At 40.9% G+C, this 18,072-nt stretch carries 12 protein-coding genes; 3 read left to right on the top strand and 9 right to left on the bottom strand.

The features are described 5' to 3' along the window. Positions 1–849 precede the first annotated feature (849 nt). Positions 850–1,359, bottom strand: coding sequence for an RNA polymerase sigma factor (locus B9Y81_RS08980; protein ID WP_085536685.1), 510 nt, complete (start codon positions 1,357–1,359; stop codon positions 850–852). A gap of 262 nt (positions 1,360–1,621) precedes the next feature. Between B9Y81_RS08980 and B9Y81_RS08975 the strand changes: the two genes are divergently transcribed. Next, on the top strand, positions 1,622–3,007 hold the full coding sequence (locus tag B9Y81_RS08975) for an NfeD family protein (RefSeq protein WP_394335445.1): 1,386 nt from the start codon (positions 1,622–1,624) through the stop codon (positions 3,005–3,007). On the opposite strand, the gene B9Y81_RS08970 is transcribed toward B9Y81_RS08975, so the two are convergent. Beyond that, positions 2,989–3,621, bottom strand: coding sequence for an AlbA family DNA-binding domain-containing protein (locus tag B9Y81_RS08970; RefSeq protein ID WP_085536683.1), 633 nt, complete (start codon positions 3,619–3,621; stop codon positions 2,989–2,991). The two genes, B9Y81_RS08975 and B9Y81_RS08970, sit on opposite strands and share 19 nt — an antisense overlap. 155 nt (positions 3,622–3,776) lie before the next feature. Between B9Y81_RS08970 and kdsB the strand changes: the two genes are divergently transcribed. Both kdsB and B9Y81_RS08960 read left to right on the top strand, forming a co-directional pair. Then, positions 3,777–4,532 (top strand): 3-deoxy-manno-octulosonate cytidylyltransferase, encoded by a 756-nt coding sequence (gene kdsB, locus B9Y81_RS08965; protein WP_085537733.1) that lies wholly within the window; start codon positions 3,777–3,779, stop codon positions 4,530–4,532. 21 nt (positions 4,533–4,553) lie between these two features. Continuing rightward, positions 4,554–5,822, top strand: coding sequence for a glucuronyl esterase domain-containing protein (locus tag B9Y81_RS08960; protein WP_085536682.1), 1,269 nt, complete (start codon positions 4,554–4,556; stop codon positions 5,820–5,822). A gap of 36 nt (positions 5,823–5,858) precedes the next feature. Here B9Y81_RS08960 and B9Y81_RS08955 read toward each other — a convergent pair whose 3' ends face one another. The 7 genes from B9Y81_RS08955 to yidC all read right to left on the bottom strand — a co-directional run bounded on the left by B9Y81_RS08955 (position 5,859) and on the right by yidC (position 18,065). After that, entirely contained in the window at positions 5,859–7,313 is a 1,455-nt protein-coding gene (locus B9Y81_RS08955; RefSeq protein ID WP_085536681.1) for a TolB family protein, read from the bottom strand. Continuing rightward, positions 7,310–9,064, bottom strand: coding sequence for a DUF6057 family protein (locus B9Y81_RS08950; RefSeq protein ID WP_139822909.1), 1,755 nt, complete (start codon positions 9,062–9,064; stop codon positions 7,310–7,312). Before B9Y81_RS08950 ends, B9Y81_RS08955 begins: the two co-directional genes overlap by 4 nt. A 14-nt stretch (positions 9,065–9,078) precedes the next feature. Next, on the bottom strand, positions 9,079–9,672 hold the full coding sequence (locus B9Y81_RS08945) for a DUF4369 domain-containing protein (protein ID WP_085536679.1): 594 nt from the start codon (positions 9,670–9,672) through the stop codon (positions 9,079–9,081). A 94-nt stretch (positions 9,673–9,766) separates the two neighbouring features. Next, complete coding sequence (locus B9Y81_RS08940) at positions 9,767–10,603, bottom strand: hypothetical protein (RefSeq protein WP_085536678.1); 837 nt, start codon at positions 10,601–10,603, stop codon at positions 9,767–9,769. A gap of 32 nt (positions 10,604–10,635) precedes the next feature. Beyond that, a complete protein-coding gene (locus tag B9Y81_RS08935) occupies positions 10,636–12,399 on the bottom strand; it encodes a RagB/SusD family nutrient uptake outer membrane protein (protein WP_085536677.1) in 1,764 nt (587 codons plus the stop codon). A 12-nt stretch (positions 12,400–12,411) separates the two neighbouring features. After that, complete coding sequence (locus B9Y81_RS08930; RefSeq protein WP_095996270.1) at positions 12,412–15,618, bottom strand: SusC/RagA family TonB-linked outer membrane protein; 3,207 nt, start codon at positions 15,616–15,618, stop codon at positions 12,412–12,414. A 548-nt stretch (positions 15,619–16,166) separates the two neighbouring features. Beyond that, positions 16,167–18,065 carry a membrane protein insertase YidC gene (gene yidC / locus B9Y81_RS08925; RefSeq protein WP_085536675.1) on the bottom strand — a complete coding sequence of 633 codons (1,899 nt, stop codon included), beginning with the start codon at positions 18,063–18,065 and terminating at the stop codon, positions 16,167–16,169. Positions 18,066–18,072 lie beyond the last annotated feature (7 nt).

The raw sequence follows: 18,072 nt of genomic DNA, 5'->3' as shown, positions 1-18,072 counted from the left end.
TGTTTATTGCAAAAATAGACAAAAAAGAGGTATTAACCACATTCTTTGTCTGTGTTCATGTTTTTTTATTCGTTCAAACAAGTTGTTTTTGGGGTGGAATGCTTTATTCAAAAAATCAGCGCTTCATCAAAAGAGAAAAGCATGGTTGCGAAAAGTTATAAAGCGTACAAAAAAAGGGGTTGGTTAAACCCGGTTTGAACAAAATTTTCAGGTTGAATTCAGCGTTCAATTTGGCCCTTGTTTTTCGTAATACTATATGAAAAAAAAGATATCCTTTATTTTTCAAAATATATCCTTTATTTTTCGAAAAATAACCTTTATGTTTTTGGGTGTGTTTGGATGTCTGATAATCAGGTAGTTGTGTTTGATGAAAAATAAGGGCTTTTATTGTTGCTGCGGTTGGTATAGGGCGAAAGATTTTTCGCCCCTACGAACACCGACTATCCTTCCCTGTCATTCCGATCTCCTTCCCTTGTCATTCCGACTTCCCTTCCTGTCTTCTCGACCTCCCTCCCCTTGTCATCTCGACCGAAGTGGAGAGATCTCTGCATGGAGCTTCGTTAATAATGGTCAGTTGGTATGAGATCTTTCGACAAGCTCAAGATGACAATGGTTAGTTGGTATGAGATCCTTCGACAGGCTCAGGATGACAATAGTCAGTTGGTATGAGATCCTTCGACAGGCTCAGGATGACAATAGTCAGTTGGTATGAGATCTTTCGACAAGCTCAAGATGACAATGGTCAGTTGGTATGAGATCTTTCGACAGGGTGATTATACTGAAAAGGTCCCGAATTTATAAACTCGGAACCTTTTCAGTATATTCTAATTATTAAATTATTAGTTTGCTTTATTCGGGGCGGAAACTTTTTAATGATTTCTGTAGTTCCTGTCGGGCAAAGAAAATCCTGCTCTTTACTGTACCTAAAGGCACATTCAGCTTTTCTGCAATTTCGTTGTATTTATATCCACTCAGAAACATGGAAAATGGAATTCTTAAATCGTCATTCAGGTCGTTAATGGATTTTGTTATTTCCTGAATCTGATAGCTTCCGTCGGGTGAATTAAAACCGGAATCGTTGATAACATCTAAGTTGTATAAATCAACGCTTTGGTCTACGATGGTTTGAGTACGTACTAATTTATGATAGTTGTTGATAAATATATTACGCATTACAGTTAGTACCCAACCCTTAAAGTTTACATTATCAACGAACTTTTCTTGATTATCTAAAACTTTGAGAGTAGTATCTTGAAGAAGGTCTTTCGCATCATCTTTATTAGCTGTGAGCATCAAAGCAAAATTCATCATGTTTTCTTGCATGCCCAATAATTTTTTCTGAAATTGCAGCGTATTCATGTTCGTAATTTGTTAAATGTATAAACTTCTAATTCTAAAATAAAGTTTTAGCCGGAACTGTTAGTATCACAAACATACTAATTCTTATTGAAAATAACAAATTTTCGGACAGGTTTATGCTGGTGAAGTTTTTGTTGCAATTGTTTGTTGTTTTGTGTTTATTATCAGTTGGTTAGCTCGATTACGATTTGTAGCTCATAAAAACTATCTATATCGTGATTGTATTTGTCAATGAATATGTAAAATGTTGTGTATGAATAAAATATCTCGTTTGTTGTTTTTCGTTGTTTTTGGGGTACTTTTCCTCTTAAACGCCCATCAGTCCTTGGCTCTGGATAAAGCGATAGTTTATAAGATCGATATTAAAAATGAAATTGATAACAGAACGCGAATTTACCTGTCAAAAGGGCTTTCGGAAGCCCAATTGTTGGGGGCTGATGCCATATTAATTCACATGAATACGTATGGTGGATTGGTGGATGCCGCCGACTCTATGCGCACGGCGATTTTATATTCTCCCATACCGGTATCGGTTTTTATCGATAACAACGCGGCTTCTGCCGGAGCACTGATCTCTATCGCAGCCAAAAATATTTATATGCGGAAAGGGGCAAATATCGGGGCGGCTACCGTGGTGAATCAAACCGGCGAGGCGATGCCTGATAAATACCAGTCTTATATGCGCTCGATGATACGCTCAACGGCTGAGGCGCACGGCAAGGACACGATTGTTCAGGGAGGCGATACCATTTATAAGTGGAAACGGGATCCTAAGATAGCAGAGGCTATGGTAGACGAACGAACCAAAATCCCTCATGTGGTAGACAGCGGTAAGATATTGACTTTTACGGCAGACGAGGCTGTGCAGTGGGGATATTGTGAGGGTATTGCCGAATCAGTGGATGAGGTGATAACGAAATATATGGGATATGACACTTATGAGATCAGAAGTTATGAGCCATCGTGGGTGGATAATTTGAAAGGTCTTTTGATGAATCCTTTAGCTCAATCGCTACTCATCATCATTATTATAGGTGGTATTTATTTTGAGATGCAGACACCCGGTATTGGTTTTCCTTCGGCGGCATCTGTTATTGCTGCTGTTTTTTATTTTGCGCCCTTGTATATCGAGGGATTGGCCGCAAATTGGGAAATCCTTATTTTCATAGTCGGCATCCTCCTCATGCTGGTCGAGGTGTTTGTTATTCCGGGTTTTGGGGTTGCCGGTATTTCCGGGATAGTTCTTATAATCGGTGGGTTAACAATGGCTTTGCTTAATAATACGAATTTTAATTTTGACAATGTAAGCAGCATGGAAGCGGGTAGGGCGTCGTTGACAGTGCTTATGGGGCTTGGTTTTGGTTTTGCGTTGATGATCTGGCTGTCCAACCGGATCGGGCATAAAGGAATATTCCGCAAGGTGGCATTGGTAACAGATCTGGAAGAAGCTGTGTCCGGTCCTGTGCTAACCTCTTTGGTCGGAAAAGAAGGAACAGCCGCTACCGTATTGCGACCATCCGGTAAGGTATTGATTGAGGGAGAGCTCTATGATGGGGTGTCCATACAGAATTACATTGAAAAAGGAACACCTGTAAAAGTAGTTCGCTTTGAAAACGCGCAGGTTTACGTTCAGGCAATTCGTTTGTAGGCGATCCTTTTGTCAACAACCACGTATTGCAGACTGTTAATTGCGAGCAGGTCGCTCAGGATATGTTTTGCCGTGTAATAATTAATTCGTCCGATACGGCAAAACTGATTTGCATTAATATAAGGATGGTTATCTAAATAATGGAATAACCGTTCTACGGGCTTTGTTAGTTTCAGTAAAGTTCCTTTAGTTCGTTTCTGTTTTTCCCAGGCAAGAACAAGTACGTCGTTTGCCAGGATATTCTCGTCGTCTACCCGAATATAAGCCTTAAATTCATCTTGTTTGTCCGGCGCCATATAGGGACCGTTTTTTGCCGGGGGGATATGTACTTCAAGAACGGTTTTTCCACCGACCTCCCATCTTTGCGCGGTAAATGCTACTTCGGGTTTCGTATATAATTGCGAAGCCGCTTCAATCATGTAGTATTCTTCTTCGCTACGAACTCCGGCAATCGCTCCATTGTCTTTTACGCCAATCAACAAACGCCCTCCATCTGTGTTGGCAAAAGCACTTAGCGTTCGGGCTATCTTTTTGCTGTCGCTCACTTCAAATTTGAAATCAAGCTGTTGATGCTCACCTTGTTCAATCAATATTTCAATCGGATGCTTCTTCATATTGACGATTATTAGTCAGACAAAAATAAAATAAATAGCTAACTTTGCCAATAGCATGGGGTTGGTTAAAAAAAGGATGGTGCGCCATGCTTTTTGATACAGCCTCATAAGATGTTAGAATTTATTTTCCAAATACAATAACAGAGATGGATAGAATAAGGTTTATCGGAATTATTCCCGCCCGCTACGCATCAACGCGTTTTCCGGGTAAGCCCTTAGCGGATATGAACGGCAAAACAATGATACAGCGTGTTTATGAACAAGTGCAGGGACTGTTGGATGCTGTTTATGTAGCGACCGACGATGCGCGTATCGAGTCTGCGGTTAAAGCATTTGGCGGACAGGTTGTAATGACCTCTGCCGATCATAAAAGCGGAACCGACCGTTGTTATGAGGCCTATACTAAAACCGGAACGGGATACGAGGTAATAGTCAACATCCAAGGTGATGAGCCCTTTATTCATCCTTCCCAGATAGAAACGTTGAAATCCTGCTTTACAGACGGGCAGGTTGAAATCGCTACTTTAGTAAAACCTTTTGCTCCGGATGGCGATTTTGAATCCACCTTATTTAATCCTAATTCTCCGAAGGTTGTGTTGAACAAGCATAACGAAGCGATGTACTTCAGTCGTTCTGTAATTCCATACACACGTGGAAAAGAACATGCGGAATGGCTTCGTAATTATACCTATTATAAACATATCGGTCTGTACGCTTACCGGGCGGATGTTTTACGTGAGATCACGCGTTTGCCGCAATCACCTCTTGAACTTGCCGAAAGCCTGGAGCAACTTCGCTGGCTGGAAAATGGCTATCGTATCAAAGCCGGTATTACTCATCAGGAAACAATCGGAATAGATACGCCGGAAGATATGGAGAAAGCGCTGGAGTTTATGAATACCCACAGATAAAACAAAAGATGGATTATTATTATGAAAAAACTACTTCTTATAACCACACTATTGCTACTCGGATATGTTGCTCAGGCACAATCCAGAGGTGAGAATTACGACGAAACAAAAGTTCCTGTTTATACATTGCCCGATCCGCTTATCTGCGAGAATGGGGAGGCTGTAACAACAACCGGGCAATGGGAAACCGTGCGCCGTCCGGAAATACTACGTTTGTTTTCAACACAGATGTACGGTGTTACTCCAAATGAATCTATTCCGGTAGATTATCGTTTGCTCGATGAAAAAACGGATGCGCTTGCCGGTAAGGCTACCTGCAAACAAATCGGTCTGCGCTTTAGTAAAAACGGAAAAGAAACAGAAGCAATCCTTCTTTTGTATCTGCCTAATGCGATAAAGGGTAAAGTGCCCGTGTTTTTATCTTATAACTTTATGGGCAATCAAAGTCTGGATACGGATGAAAATATCTTAGTATCACCCGGCTTGAAGTTTGTTAAGAGTACCGACGACCCGTCTATGGCTCGTGGCTTTCAAAAAGATAGATGGCCGGTAGAGATGATTATTGATGCCGGATTCGGTGTAGCGACAATGTGCTATCACGATATTTTCCCCGACAAAGCAGAGCTGAAAGACGAAAGTATCCTGCGTTTATTTAGCGATTATCGGCAAACAAAAGACAACTCCGAAGCATGGCAAGCCATAGGCGGATGGGCCTGGGGATTAAGTCGGATTATGGACTATCTGGAGCAAGAAGAAAAAATAAATGCTGAACAGGTTGCGTTGATGGGGCATTCAAGGCAAGGGAAAGCAAGTCTTTGGGCCGGAGTGCAGGATGAGCGTTTTGCAATAGTTATATCTAATAACTCAGGATGTGGAGGAGCGGCTATTTCTAAAAGAAGATACGGCGAAACGTTTCGTATCATGACGACTTCTTTTCCGCATTGGCTGTGTAAAGCTGCAGAGCAATATGCAGACCAGGAAGACAAACTGCCCTTCGATCAGCACGAACTGATTGCCTTGGTAGCTCCACGTCCGGTTTATATTGCCAGTGCCAAAGAAGATCGATGGGCTGATCCTAAAGGCGAATTCCTTGCCGGCGTACTTGCCGGTCCTGTTTATGAGCTTTATGGCTATAAAGGATTGCAAACAACAGAAATGCCCGATCTCAACCGGCCGATCATGAATCGCATAGGCTATCATATCCGTCCGGGTAAACACGATGTGACGGATATCGACTGGCAGAATTACATCCGCTTTGCCCAACTACATTTCGGATTGAAAGGAAAGTAAACGACAACCGACTGGCTGTGTTACGGAACAATTTATTTAGCGATTAGAAACCGATTCGGCAGGAACGTTTTTGTGAATTTTCTCAATATCTCCCGCGCCAAAAGGAACCTGTCCTTTTGACAACTCCGGGATGTTGAACGACTTCAGCATATCATCATATTTCGTAGGGTCGCGCTGTGGAAGCACGAAGGGTTTATGCACTGTTCCTTGTTTGTCGACATACGAAAAATAAGGTTTGCCATACAACCCATCATCTCGTTTGCTTGCAAATACAAACCAACGGCTGTTTGACGACCAAGAGTGATAAGTGTCCGATCGATCAGAGTTTACAATCGCTAATGAATCTAAACGACCTGTATGAAGATCAATCATTTGTAAATCCGTTTCCTGATGCCAGATCGGGAAAGTTCCATAATCCGCGATTGTAAATAGCAGATACCGTCCGTCGGGAGAGGTTTTTGGATGGCAAGCGGATTTATTATGTTCCAAGGCATGAAATAACGTATCAATTTGTGTTCCAAAACTACCATTAGTTTCATGAAATGCAATACTGCATAAATTATACTTTAATGTCTGAATGCTATCCGGTAATGCAACTGCCGGAGCCGAACAAAAATAAAGCGTTTTCCCATCAGCAGAAAAAACAGGAAACGTTTCCAGATTCTCTTTGCCCGATAATAAGGGAGACGAGAATACTTTGTTTGATTCGAGATCAAGAACAATTAGATCGGACTCGGTGTCGTATACTTCCAAACGCTCATTCCGGTAAGCATGAAACTCAGGTATGATTGTGTTGGTTGAGAATACCGCGTATTTGCCCGAAGGATGGAAGTTGCCGTAAATAGCCGGAGATATTTGTCCGTCAGCTTTCGTGTTTATCTTTCGTAGTTCGCCATTTCGATTTAGTATAGTGCCTCCGTTGCTACCCCGTAGATGGAACATCGACAATGAAGCATCCTGATTGCCGTAAATGTGGCAGTTCATACATGTTCCATCAGTCAGATTATTATCGGCCAATACCCGTTCTCTAAATGTTTCGACATTTCGTTCACAGAGTTGTATTGTGTTCCAGACTTCATACCCCGGCTCAATCAGACGATAACTCAGATAAGGGTCTATTTTTTCGGGAACAATAGTCCAATAGAACGGTGCGTAACTGATCCACTCTCCATTTGACTTAGCCGTTATCTGAACCGTTACTTTATTGCCCACTTCGGATTCGAGGAAGTGTTTCCATCGTTTCATGGAGAACTGTACTTTTTCATTCTGGTATAGGGTGAATGACAGGTGAGTTCCCTGAACAGATATCTCTGAGCTTGTAATGCCTTCTCTCAACAGAAAGTTAAGTGGTGCAATATTAACCGGAATCGTAATATTGGTATAGTCCGGATAAATAGGAGGCAGGCTGTCCGTTTTTCTGACGTTTGTAGGGCGGTTGCAGGCAGAACAAAATGAAACCACCAAGATGAGATATGTTATCAACTTATTCATTGTTCTTTCATTTGAGCATAATGATAATAGAACCAATAAGACTTTGCATATTGATCCTGTAATTCAGTTCCGTCTCCTCCTGCTTCCTGATAGCGTTTAGTATAAGCCAGAAAATCCGTTGTCAGTTCGTTCGGTATTTTGTAGCTTTCCAATACTTTTGGGGATGCCTTTTGTTGAGCTAAAGCGATGAGGAGTCCTTCAGCGTAAAGCTTTGGAAGATCGTATTCGCTGTTTTTGTACCATTTGTCATAAACAGAAATAAAACCGGATATATTTTTATCCAGTAAATGATAGCATAACAAATAATCCAATGCGGCTTTGTTTTGGGGGTTGCTTTTAATAAGCATAGTGAGCGATGCCTCCACATTCGAAGCCATTCGCAGTGTATCATAAGTTGCTATAGACGCACGTCTTTCTGCCAACCATGGATTTTCATCTCCTTCTTGCATTATCTTCCGTATGCCTGTCGCGTAATCCGAATAAAATAATGTTTTGTCTAATATCCGTAGATATTTGTCTACCGCGGCCGTATCACCGATAATCAGATTGATCTCAGTTAATCTTTTAATCAGACGGGAACTTCTGTGTTGAGGTGAGAAAATCATAGCCAGCATAGTTGCGTGCTGTGCCATATTCATATCTCCCAGCTGGAAATACACTTCTCCGCTGAATAATATTTCAAGAGGCGTACTGCGTGGACCAACTGGAATAAACATCCCATTCGTAAATGGCTGATAGGTAGATAGCAGTTTGTCAGCAAGTAAACCTTGCTTCATCCATGCCAGATTGGTAAAATAAGTAGTTGCCGGATTTTGCATTTGAAACGATTCTGCCTTAGTTGAAACTTTTTCCCAGTTGTTGAAATAAGTTTCGGAATCCAACGTCAGCAGTTTTTCTTTGTTTTGATCAGTATGAATAAATACATAAATAGTAAGTCCTAAAGCAATAATAAACAATATGGTTACTTCATTGTATTGATAACGGAATGATCGTTTTTGTAATGAAATAATATACCCTATAAGCAGAAAGATTAGTGAGAGAGTAGGAAGAAAGTAACTGATCCTGTCTGTGGGATAGAAGAATGCTTGTTCGATTGTTAGTAAATAGTGTTCACGCAGCAATAGAGGGCATAGTATGCATCCACCTATTAATAATAACCAATAGGGAAATGAAGATAATCGGCGGCGGGTAATATCAAATATGATAACTAAAATGGCGAAAGTCAAAAAATGACCACCTATCAAGATGTACAATACAGGCGTTATTACCAGACTGAACACTCCGGCGACGTTCTGTTTATTGATCAAGGTATAAAGTAGAAAAAGACCAAGTGCAAAGATGAATGCCACGGAAGAAGACAATCGGTAATTTAGACTTAAATGTAAATGCCATTCAATAAGAACCGGTATAACTGCATACAATCCGTTTTCCCGTTTTCCGATTCGAGTAAATATACATAAAAGCAAAAGGAGTTCTACTCCTAAGGTTAGGGTAATAATAACAGCTCCTGCACCTTTAATACAATAAAACTGAGTAAGAAAGTCTCCTGCGTAACAAGCTAACCCACCCGGTTTGCTGAGGTAAGACAAGAAATAGTCGGATGAGAACAAAAATAATTGCATTTGTTCTTCATAGAGTAAATGATAAGGTTGCATAAAGTAAAAAAACAAGAAGCAAAGTACCCCCAAAGAAAGTACGAATGTCATTCTTGTCAAACTGCCGATTTGTATTTCATTTCCTTGTCTTATCACTATTTTATGTCGTTTTAAAGTTCTTCCAAGTCAACTATTTGTTCAGAGCTTAGGAGAGCGCGTGTCATTTTGAACACAAAACTACCAACAATGTTTTTTTTATTTTCTTTTACAAAGCTATAATTATATTTAGAAAAGTCAGAATCTATAGTCGAAATTTCATTTTTGATAATCTCGGGCTTGTCTGTTTGGTTGAGCAAAGAGGAGAGGTGATTTCTTTTCAGTTCATAGGAACTTTTTCGCTCTTTCCATTCCTGTAATGCATTATTTAGTATTGTTCCTGCGGTGCTACTTGTTGATTCCAACTTTACCTGTATTTCACCGGGCTCTACAACAACTAAAACTTCTTCTAACTTAAGCCTCACGATAGGTCTTGTACGAATGATATAGATAGAAGGGGTATCGATCTTTCCCGAAAAACGGAATTCGCCATCCCTTATATAGGTTGAGTCTACATTTTCAACCGTGGCTCCCTCTAATGGTACCAGATACACAACTTCGTTCTCATAGTCATTGCCGGAGACTGTTCCTGCGATTGTATAGGATGCTTGCTTTGTCTGACAAGAAAAGAGGCAGCAGCAGAGAAGCCCATATAGCCATTTGTTCATTTTAGTCAATTAATTAAAGAGTGCAAATATATTGGAAAAAGAAAGGCGAGTCAAAGTGATTCGCCTTTCTTTCTTATATGCAGAATTATGCTACTTATTCAGCCTTAAACATCCAGAACCAAGCAGTTCCCCAAGAACCGGCACCCGGTTCAGGGCGTGCTAAAACCATTTTATCATCATCTAATGTTAGAATGTCGTATTCCATTACACGGGCATTGCCTTCGTTTGGCGCTATACCACATAAAACACTGATTGATTTTGTGCTTAACTTACCTTTTCCCCAAACTGCACCACCGTCGTCAAGTGTTTGTTGTGTCATGTCGAAAGCAAAAGTGCCGGATTGGTTAGACCCATCAGATTTGTTCATTGTTAATTTAGACCCGGAAATAGCAAAAGTCATGCTGGAACCTCGTCCTTCTCCTGCAGCTTGTTCATCTAAGTCGTCGATAGATACAGTCCACCAACCCGGAGAAACATTTCCTTTATAACCTCCATTACCCCAAACTTTTTCGTCGGCCTGAGTATTGTCCCATACCCAGGTTTTTTCGCCGGAACCACAAAGATATCCCCATTCCGCAGGCACATTAATTAATGTGTCAACCTGAACTTTTAATATTTTTTCAATTGTTGTTCCATCATGATTACGCCCTGTGAACTTTATCTCATTTTCACCTTTTAGCACAACCTGAACAGTTGTTTTTGTACTTACTGTAACGCCACTACCATAGTCCCATGAAGAAAGTACACCCACTCCATCACTGTTTAAATCAATATAGTTTGAGCTTTTCCCATCAACAACCTGTGGAACAGCAGAAATCTGGATCTGATCCGCTGTTAATGCACCGGTCAATGTTTTTCTGTCTTCCACCGGATCGCATGCGATCGTTAGTGTAGCCAATCCTAATACGGAATATAATATTTTTTTATTCATACTATTCTTTGAATTTTAAATTTAACTGAATACTATTCATTCCAGCTTACAAACAATGCAGAAGCATCCCATCCCGGATTTTGTTTCAACACACCGTCAGACAGGTCTATTTCTATTTGTGGAATAGGCATAAACCCTTTTGTTGCTTCATAACGTGTTGCATAACCGGCGCCTTGTTCTTTCATGGTTGTTTGAATGCCACGATTCCAAATTGTAGAGCCTAACTGTTTTGCCAAAGCTTCTTTAGCGATTCCCCATCTTCTGATGTCGCTCCATCTTGTTCCTTCGAAAGCCAACTCCCAGCGACGTTCGTTGCGAAGCGCCTTTTCGGAATAAGTGACTGCGGGTAATCCGGCTCTTTCACGTACGCGATTCATTCCGTCTGCTGTTTGCGTTAATTCCGAATGCATTAACAACACATCGGCAAAGCGAATTATATTCAAGTCTACTTCATGGCTAAGCTGTTGATCATCTCCCTCGCCATCACCGAAAAATTCGGAAGAAGAAGAGAAACTCCAGAATAACTGATTCATTGATCCGTCGGAATTGTAATTCTTAGCAGCTCTTGTCGCTACAATTTTCTTTTGCCACAAACCGGATTCTTCCATTTGTTTGTCTTCTCCATATACATAACCATCTGTTGTTGTTACATCTAAGATAGAAGCCTCACGACGCATATCTGTAGGTTCTGCTGCTTTCCATTCAGCCCAGAGTTTCGGACTAACAGGACCGGCTCCCCAACCATATCCCAATGGGAATATTTTTTTATAACGATCAGCATCAGCACCTCCGTCACGGATCGCGAAATGCAACATATACTGGTTAGAGTATCCATTGTGTCTGATGTTCCAGTCTGCCATGTGAGAGAATTTAATTGAGAAAACCTGTTCAGGATTTTCACCGTCCTTTACCCAAGAAGGAGCATCTTGCGCGAATGGATAATCCTTTTTAGTCAACGAGTTGGAGTATGGCCACAAACTGCGGAAATCACTTAACAGTTCGAATCCGCTGTTTGCAATACAATCTTCCAAACCAGCAACTACTTCTGCTTTTGCAATACTGCCGCTAAGACTACCTTCTTCATTCATTAAAGGAAGCGCGTCTTTTCCATAAAAACCGGTATAGAATAAATATATCCGAGCCAACAAGGCTTCAGCAGCCCATTTTGTTAGATGCTCTGAGCCGGAAACCGTTTGCTTCCAAGGTTTTGAAGGCATTATTTCAATCGCTCTTTTTAAATCTGCCGCCATAAAACCATAAATGTCATCGGTAGGAGACTGAGCCGGATAAATGATTGCTTCGTCAACAGAAGAAGGAACTCCCGTGATCAAAGGTATATTGCCAAACATTTCAATCAGTTCGTTGTAGAAGAATGCGCGAAGAATCAATACTTCTCCCATGAGTTGATTTCTTAACTCTTCATTTTCTACTTTATCTAAATTAGCCAAAGCCATGTTCGCGCGGTTGATTCCGGAGTAGCGATCAGACCAGAACGTTTGAAAACGATCAATATCCGTGTACAGTAAATGGTCGAGCACTTGCATGTTTTTGTCGTTCTCACCACCACCACCAAAGCGATCGTCTGAAGCTAATTCGGCTACATAGAAATATGAATTTTGGACGTTTTTTGTCACATTATTCATCGTTGCGTATACACCGGTAACCATTTCAATGGCGTCTTTCTCTGTTTTCGGGTAGTTCTCCGTATTCTTTTTTGTGTAGCTTTCCGTATCAAGAAAATCTTCACAACCTACCAATAAAAAAGCGGCTACCGTAAAATATAATATCTTTTTCATGTTTACTCTCTTTTAAAATTTAAGATTAACACCAACTAAATAGGTTCTTGGAGCAGGATAAAACCCTACGTCAATACCTTTTGCCCATTTACCGTCACCATCATTAACATCGCCACCGTATCCGATTTCAGGATCCATACCGGAATAACCCGTGAATGTGAATAGGTTTTGTGCCGTAACATACAAACGTGCTTGTCCAAGAGGCATCTTTGGGAATAATTTCTTGAAGTCATAGCCTATGGTAAGGTTTTGTATTCTCAGGTAATCGCCATCTTCAATATAGATATCCGAAATGTTTTGCCAGTTTGTATGACTACCGGAAGTAAGTCGGGGCAATTTGTTTGAACTACCTTCACCCGTCCAACGATCAAAAATTGAAGTGGTGTAGTTGTGAAGAGGAGAGTCGGCGAAAGAGCGATACGATTTTGCAATCTGATGTCCGAAAGCACCTGTTCCTGTAATATTCAGATCAAACCCTTTGTATCCGAAATTCAGGTTTAACCCTAATGTGAAATCCGGATTAGGATCTCCAATTTGTGTACGGTCTGTTTCCGTTATTACACCATCATTGTTGGTATCGACGAAAATCAAATCACCCGGACGAGCACCGGCGTATTTTGCGGTTGTGTTATTCACTTGTTCCCAGTTTTGGAACACTCCTGCCGTTTTGTAACCATAGAAGTAACCAATAGGGTATCCTTCTTCAGCACGATACATTTCAGAAGTAGTCTGACTAAGTACATTGGCTGCGCCATGAATGATTTTTTCGGTATTCGCAATACGTGTTACTTCGTTCTTATTATAGGCGAAGTTTACCGTTGCGCCGTATGTAAAGTCGGCAATGTTGTCGTTCCAGTTCAGCGCAAGTTCAACCCCTGTGTTTTCAATATCTCCACCGTTTACATAGGGTGCGTTTAATCCCCAAACAGCAGGGATAGGTGCCGCAACGAGCCAGTCTTTTGTTGTTTTCTTATACCAGTCAAACACAATGCCTAAGCGAGAATTCAGGAAACGAGAGTCAAAACCAATATTCAACTGTTCAGAAGTTTCCCAGGTAACATCCGGATTCGCTAAAATATCAGCATATCCACCAACCGTTTGTGTTGTTTTGTCGGTAGAGAAATAATAGCCGTTTTTAACATCAAATGCAAAAGTAGAAAGGTATTGGAAGTTGTTTATATCCGCGTTACCGTTTTGTCCCCAGCTGGCACGCACCTTAAAGAAATCTAACCAATTCCGTGTGTCTTCCATGAATGCTTCATTCGTAACAACCCAACCGGCGGAGAATGATGGGAAATATCCCCAACGATTTCCTTTTGCAAAGTTTGATGAACCATCGGCTCTTACTGTGGCAGATGCCATGTAGGTTTCTTTATAGTTATAATTTACACGTCCAAAGAAAGATGCTAAAGCGCCATTGTCCCAAGGTTTTCCTTTAATTCCCAACTGAGAAAGTTCAGCCGGTTTTGTGTTGTCGATCCAGGAATAATCAAACGATCCCGGAAACATCGAGTTTCTACCACTGGCTTCCACCTCTGCTCCAAAACCCCATTTTTCGACAGATTGTCCGATAACCGCATCAAAATTATGCAGATCGTTGATTGTAAAGCTATACGCAAGTGTGTTATCTAACGTCCAGCTATGACCAGAACTCGCACCTTGCACCGTGTTGTCTTGCGTTACATTCTGGTTGTTAGCCAAATGGCGTATACCGTCATAGGAACGATACCTGGAAGCATTCATCTTAAAGCCGAATTGAGATTTAAGAATCAACTGCTTGATGGGTTGTATTTCAATATAGGCACTTGTTTGTAATCCATAGTTTTTTGACTCATTCAGCCCTTTGTTGGATAGTGCCATATCGGCAAGCGGGTTCCCTGTATTGCCGTCAAACAACCATCCGTCGGCAGTCTTGTTATTGTAGTCGTAAAAACCGCCATCAGCATTGTATGCAGGCAGTAGCGGGTTGCCAATGAGTAGGTTGTGAACAGAGTTCCAATAGATATTACCGATCGCGATACCCGACTTTGTGTTGTGATTGAAGTTTAATGTTTCGCCCATCTTAATAATATCAAAGCCATCCCCCTTCAATAATACATGGTCGGAATTTATACGAGCCGTATATCTCTCATAGTCCGATTGAACAGGCTTTCCTAAAATACCCTCCTGAGAAGCATAAGAGAAACCAAGAGAGAATTTAGACTGATCATTTCCACCGGTAAGATTTATGGCGTGATTTTGAGTAGGAGCAGCTTTGTTATAAGCCTCTTCAATCCAGTTTGTTCCTTGCCAGCTACCGTCCATAATCGAATTGTACAAGTTGGTTGGCAGTAAGTTGGCCCAATCGTAAGTGGCATTCCCCTCGTTAAAACGCGTCTCATCCATCATGGCCATGTACTCTTTCGCATTCAACAGGTCTGCAGCCTTTGCCATGTACTGAACACCGTAGTATCCGTCATACGAAAGAACTGTTTTACCGGCTTTACCTTGTTTGGTGGTTACCAGAATAACACCGTTAGCCGCGCGAGCACCATAGATAGCAGCAGAAGCCGCATCTTTTAACACATCAATAGATTCAATATCAGACGGGTTTAAATTGTTGATATCGCCTCCGGCTACACCATCAACAACATATAGCGGTCCTGAATTTCCAACGGTACCCAGACCACGAATGTTAACTTTAAAGCCTTCACCCGGTTGACCGGAGCTTTGTGTGATGTTTACCCCCGGCGTCTGACTTTGTAATGCCGATAAAGCACTTGTTGTACTCAGTTTTTGAAGGTTGTCACCACTTACCTGTACTGTAGCTCCGGTAACGAGTTTCTTCTTCTGAACCCCATAACCTACCACTACAACTTCGTCTAATGCCTGAGAATCTTCTTTTAGAACAACATTGTAGGTTGTTTGACCGGCTGTGGTTCTAATCGTTTGGTTTAAGTAGCCGATATATGAAAAATCTACTTCGGCATTTGCGGGAACGGTTAATTCGAAATTCCCGTCTAAATCTGTTACAGTGCCATTCGCGGTTCCTTTTTGCACTACGTTTACCCCGATTAACGGAAAACCGTCTGCTTCCGAAGTTACCACTCCTTTTACTTTTACACCCGTTTGCGCGAAGGCTGTGAGGCTATGCGCAAGCAGAAAAGATGCAACAATTAGCATTTGTGTAAAACTACGAGATAGCCTACACAAAGAAAATGTACGACATTTTTCTTCCATAAAGAATTGATTTAAGTTGAATAAATATACACTTGTAATGTATCATCAGAGGCTAATACATATAAAAAACAATATTAACTGTTAACAATACCTATGCAAATTTAGGATTAAGTGTTTTGATGGTAGGATAGATAATGTAAAACAAAAGGGGAGGATTTGTTTCAAAACACACAGCGGGGTTCTTTTTATGCGCTCAGGGGTATTTTTTGTTAACTGAAAGTATGAAACATTAGATCAATTCGGTTTTCCGGTAATTTGTCGGTTGGTCTGAAATAAATTAACAATTCAATCTCCAGCCTAAAAAGAAGTGTTTTTTTTGCATTACTATATAAATAAAAATATATCCTTTATTTTTTTTAATATATCCTTTATTTTCGGAAAAATAACCTTTATGTTTTTCGCTATATTTAATATTCTGATTATCAAGAATATAAGAGCGGCTTCAAAAACGAGCAAATCAGCCTGAATTTTAACTTAAAAAATAAAAAAACGGGGGAAATACACGATCTCCCCCGTTTTAAATCTATTGCTATATTCCGATAAAATAATTACCGGTTTTTGCGCTGATCTTTTTGTTTGCGTAATTGATCTTCCTGTGCTTTTTGAGCTTCTTCTAAACGCTTCATGAAACCTGATTTCTTCATCGGCTTCTTTTTGTTCTCTTCCAGTTTTGCCAACAATTTTTCTTCATTAATTGTATAGCGGAAAAGTACGGTTTGTGCAACAGTAATTAACGTAGAAATAAAGTAATAGTAGTTCAACCCTGACGCAAATTGGTTAAAGAATACCAACAGCATTAAAGGCATCATATACATCATCGCTTTCATGCCGGGCATTTGTTGCTGTCCGGTATTGCTTAGTTCCATGTTGAACTTGGTGTATATCAAATTGACTGCTACCATCAATATACAGAATAAACTGATGTGATTGCCAAAGTAAGTGGATACCAACGGAATTTGCGCATCCCAACTGATGATTGCATCGTAAGTGGAAAGGTCGCTTGCCCATAAGAAACTTTGATGGCGCAGCTCAATAGCCGATGGGAAGAACATGAACAGGGCAATAAGTATAGGCATCTGAAGTAGCATGGGTACACAGCCACTCATCGGACTTGCTCCGGCGCGGCTATATAATTCCATCGTTGCTTTCTGACGCTCCATTGCTTTTTCTTGTCCCGGATATTTTGCGTTTATTTCTTCAACCTGTGGGCGCAATACTCGCATTTTTGCTGACGACATATATGATTTATACGTCAACGGGAACAGTATTGTTTTAACCAATAGCGTTAACAGTAAAATAATAAGTCCGTAACTACTGATGTATTTTCCCAGAAAATCAAAAACAGGGATGATAAAGTATTTGTTGATCGCGCGGAACACACTGGCGCCAAGCGGAACAAGTCGTTCCAGATCTAACTGTTGATCCGAAGCGATACCTTTGTCGTACGAATTTAATAGCCCATAGAGGTTAGGACCTATATAATATTGTAAAGCCGTAGGCGTTTTTCCTTGTAAATCGAATGGGATAGATGTTGCCGTTTTAAAGTTCATCAAAATGCCCGGATCCGTAACCGCTTTCGAATCGAGTGTAGAGGGTCCGAAGCCTTCTTTCGCGATAAGTACGGTTGAGAAGAATTTGTTTTTGTAAGCAATCCATTTCAGGTGCTCGGAAACACTTTCATTATCATTTCCCGATTCGCTAAGATTGTCCACATCACCCGACATCAGTTTATAATATAACGCCGTATAGCGGTCTTCGTAATTCCGTCCTTTTTCCAACTGGCGGGCTTTCTGTTCCCAAGTCAGGTCAAAAGACGTTGTGTTTGGTGCCAGAATTCCGTTTAAGTCGGTACCTTGAATCGTAAAATCCATTCTGTACTCATTGGCCGGAAGCGTGTAAATAAAGTCAAGGTAAGCGCCATCCCCTGCATTCAGTCGCATTGTCAGGCTATTCGGATTGCTGCCGCGCACGGGAGTGAAGTATAAATCTGATGAATTAACAACCTTATTAGTCGCTGTGATAAGCGCAATATTTAGTGCTGTTTGTGTTTCGTCAAAAAGAGCTAAAGGCAATGAATCGTAGGTTTTGTATTCCTTCAAACGAGCATAAGACAAATTTCCTCCCTTGCTACTGAACTTCACCTCTACCAATTCATTTTCTAATGAAAATTGTTCATTCGCTCCGGTCATTGCTTCTGCAAAACCGCCGAAGGTTTGTTGCAGTCTGGCGTTTCTTGCGGAATCCGGTAGCGCCAGGGTTTCGGCCGGCAAGGTTGATGCCAACGTTTTTTGTTGCTCTTCAACCTGTAGTTGTTGCTCAAGCTTAGCTATAGAATCATTATATCTACGTTGTGCTTCAATTTGTTCAGTAGAAGGTTGATTAAACCAACTGAACGCAAATAACAGAATACCTATTAATACAAATCCGGTAATTGTGTTTTTATCCATTTATCTG

Source organism: Massilibacteroides vaginae (genome assembly GCF_900178525.1).
Lineage (GTDB): Bacteria > Bacteroidota > Bacteroidia > Bacteroidales > Tannerellaceae > Massilibacteroides > Massilibacteroides vaginae.
Note: the sequence above shows the minus strand (reverse complement) of the source record. Positions and strands in the feature narration are given on the sequence as shown.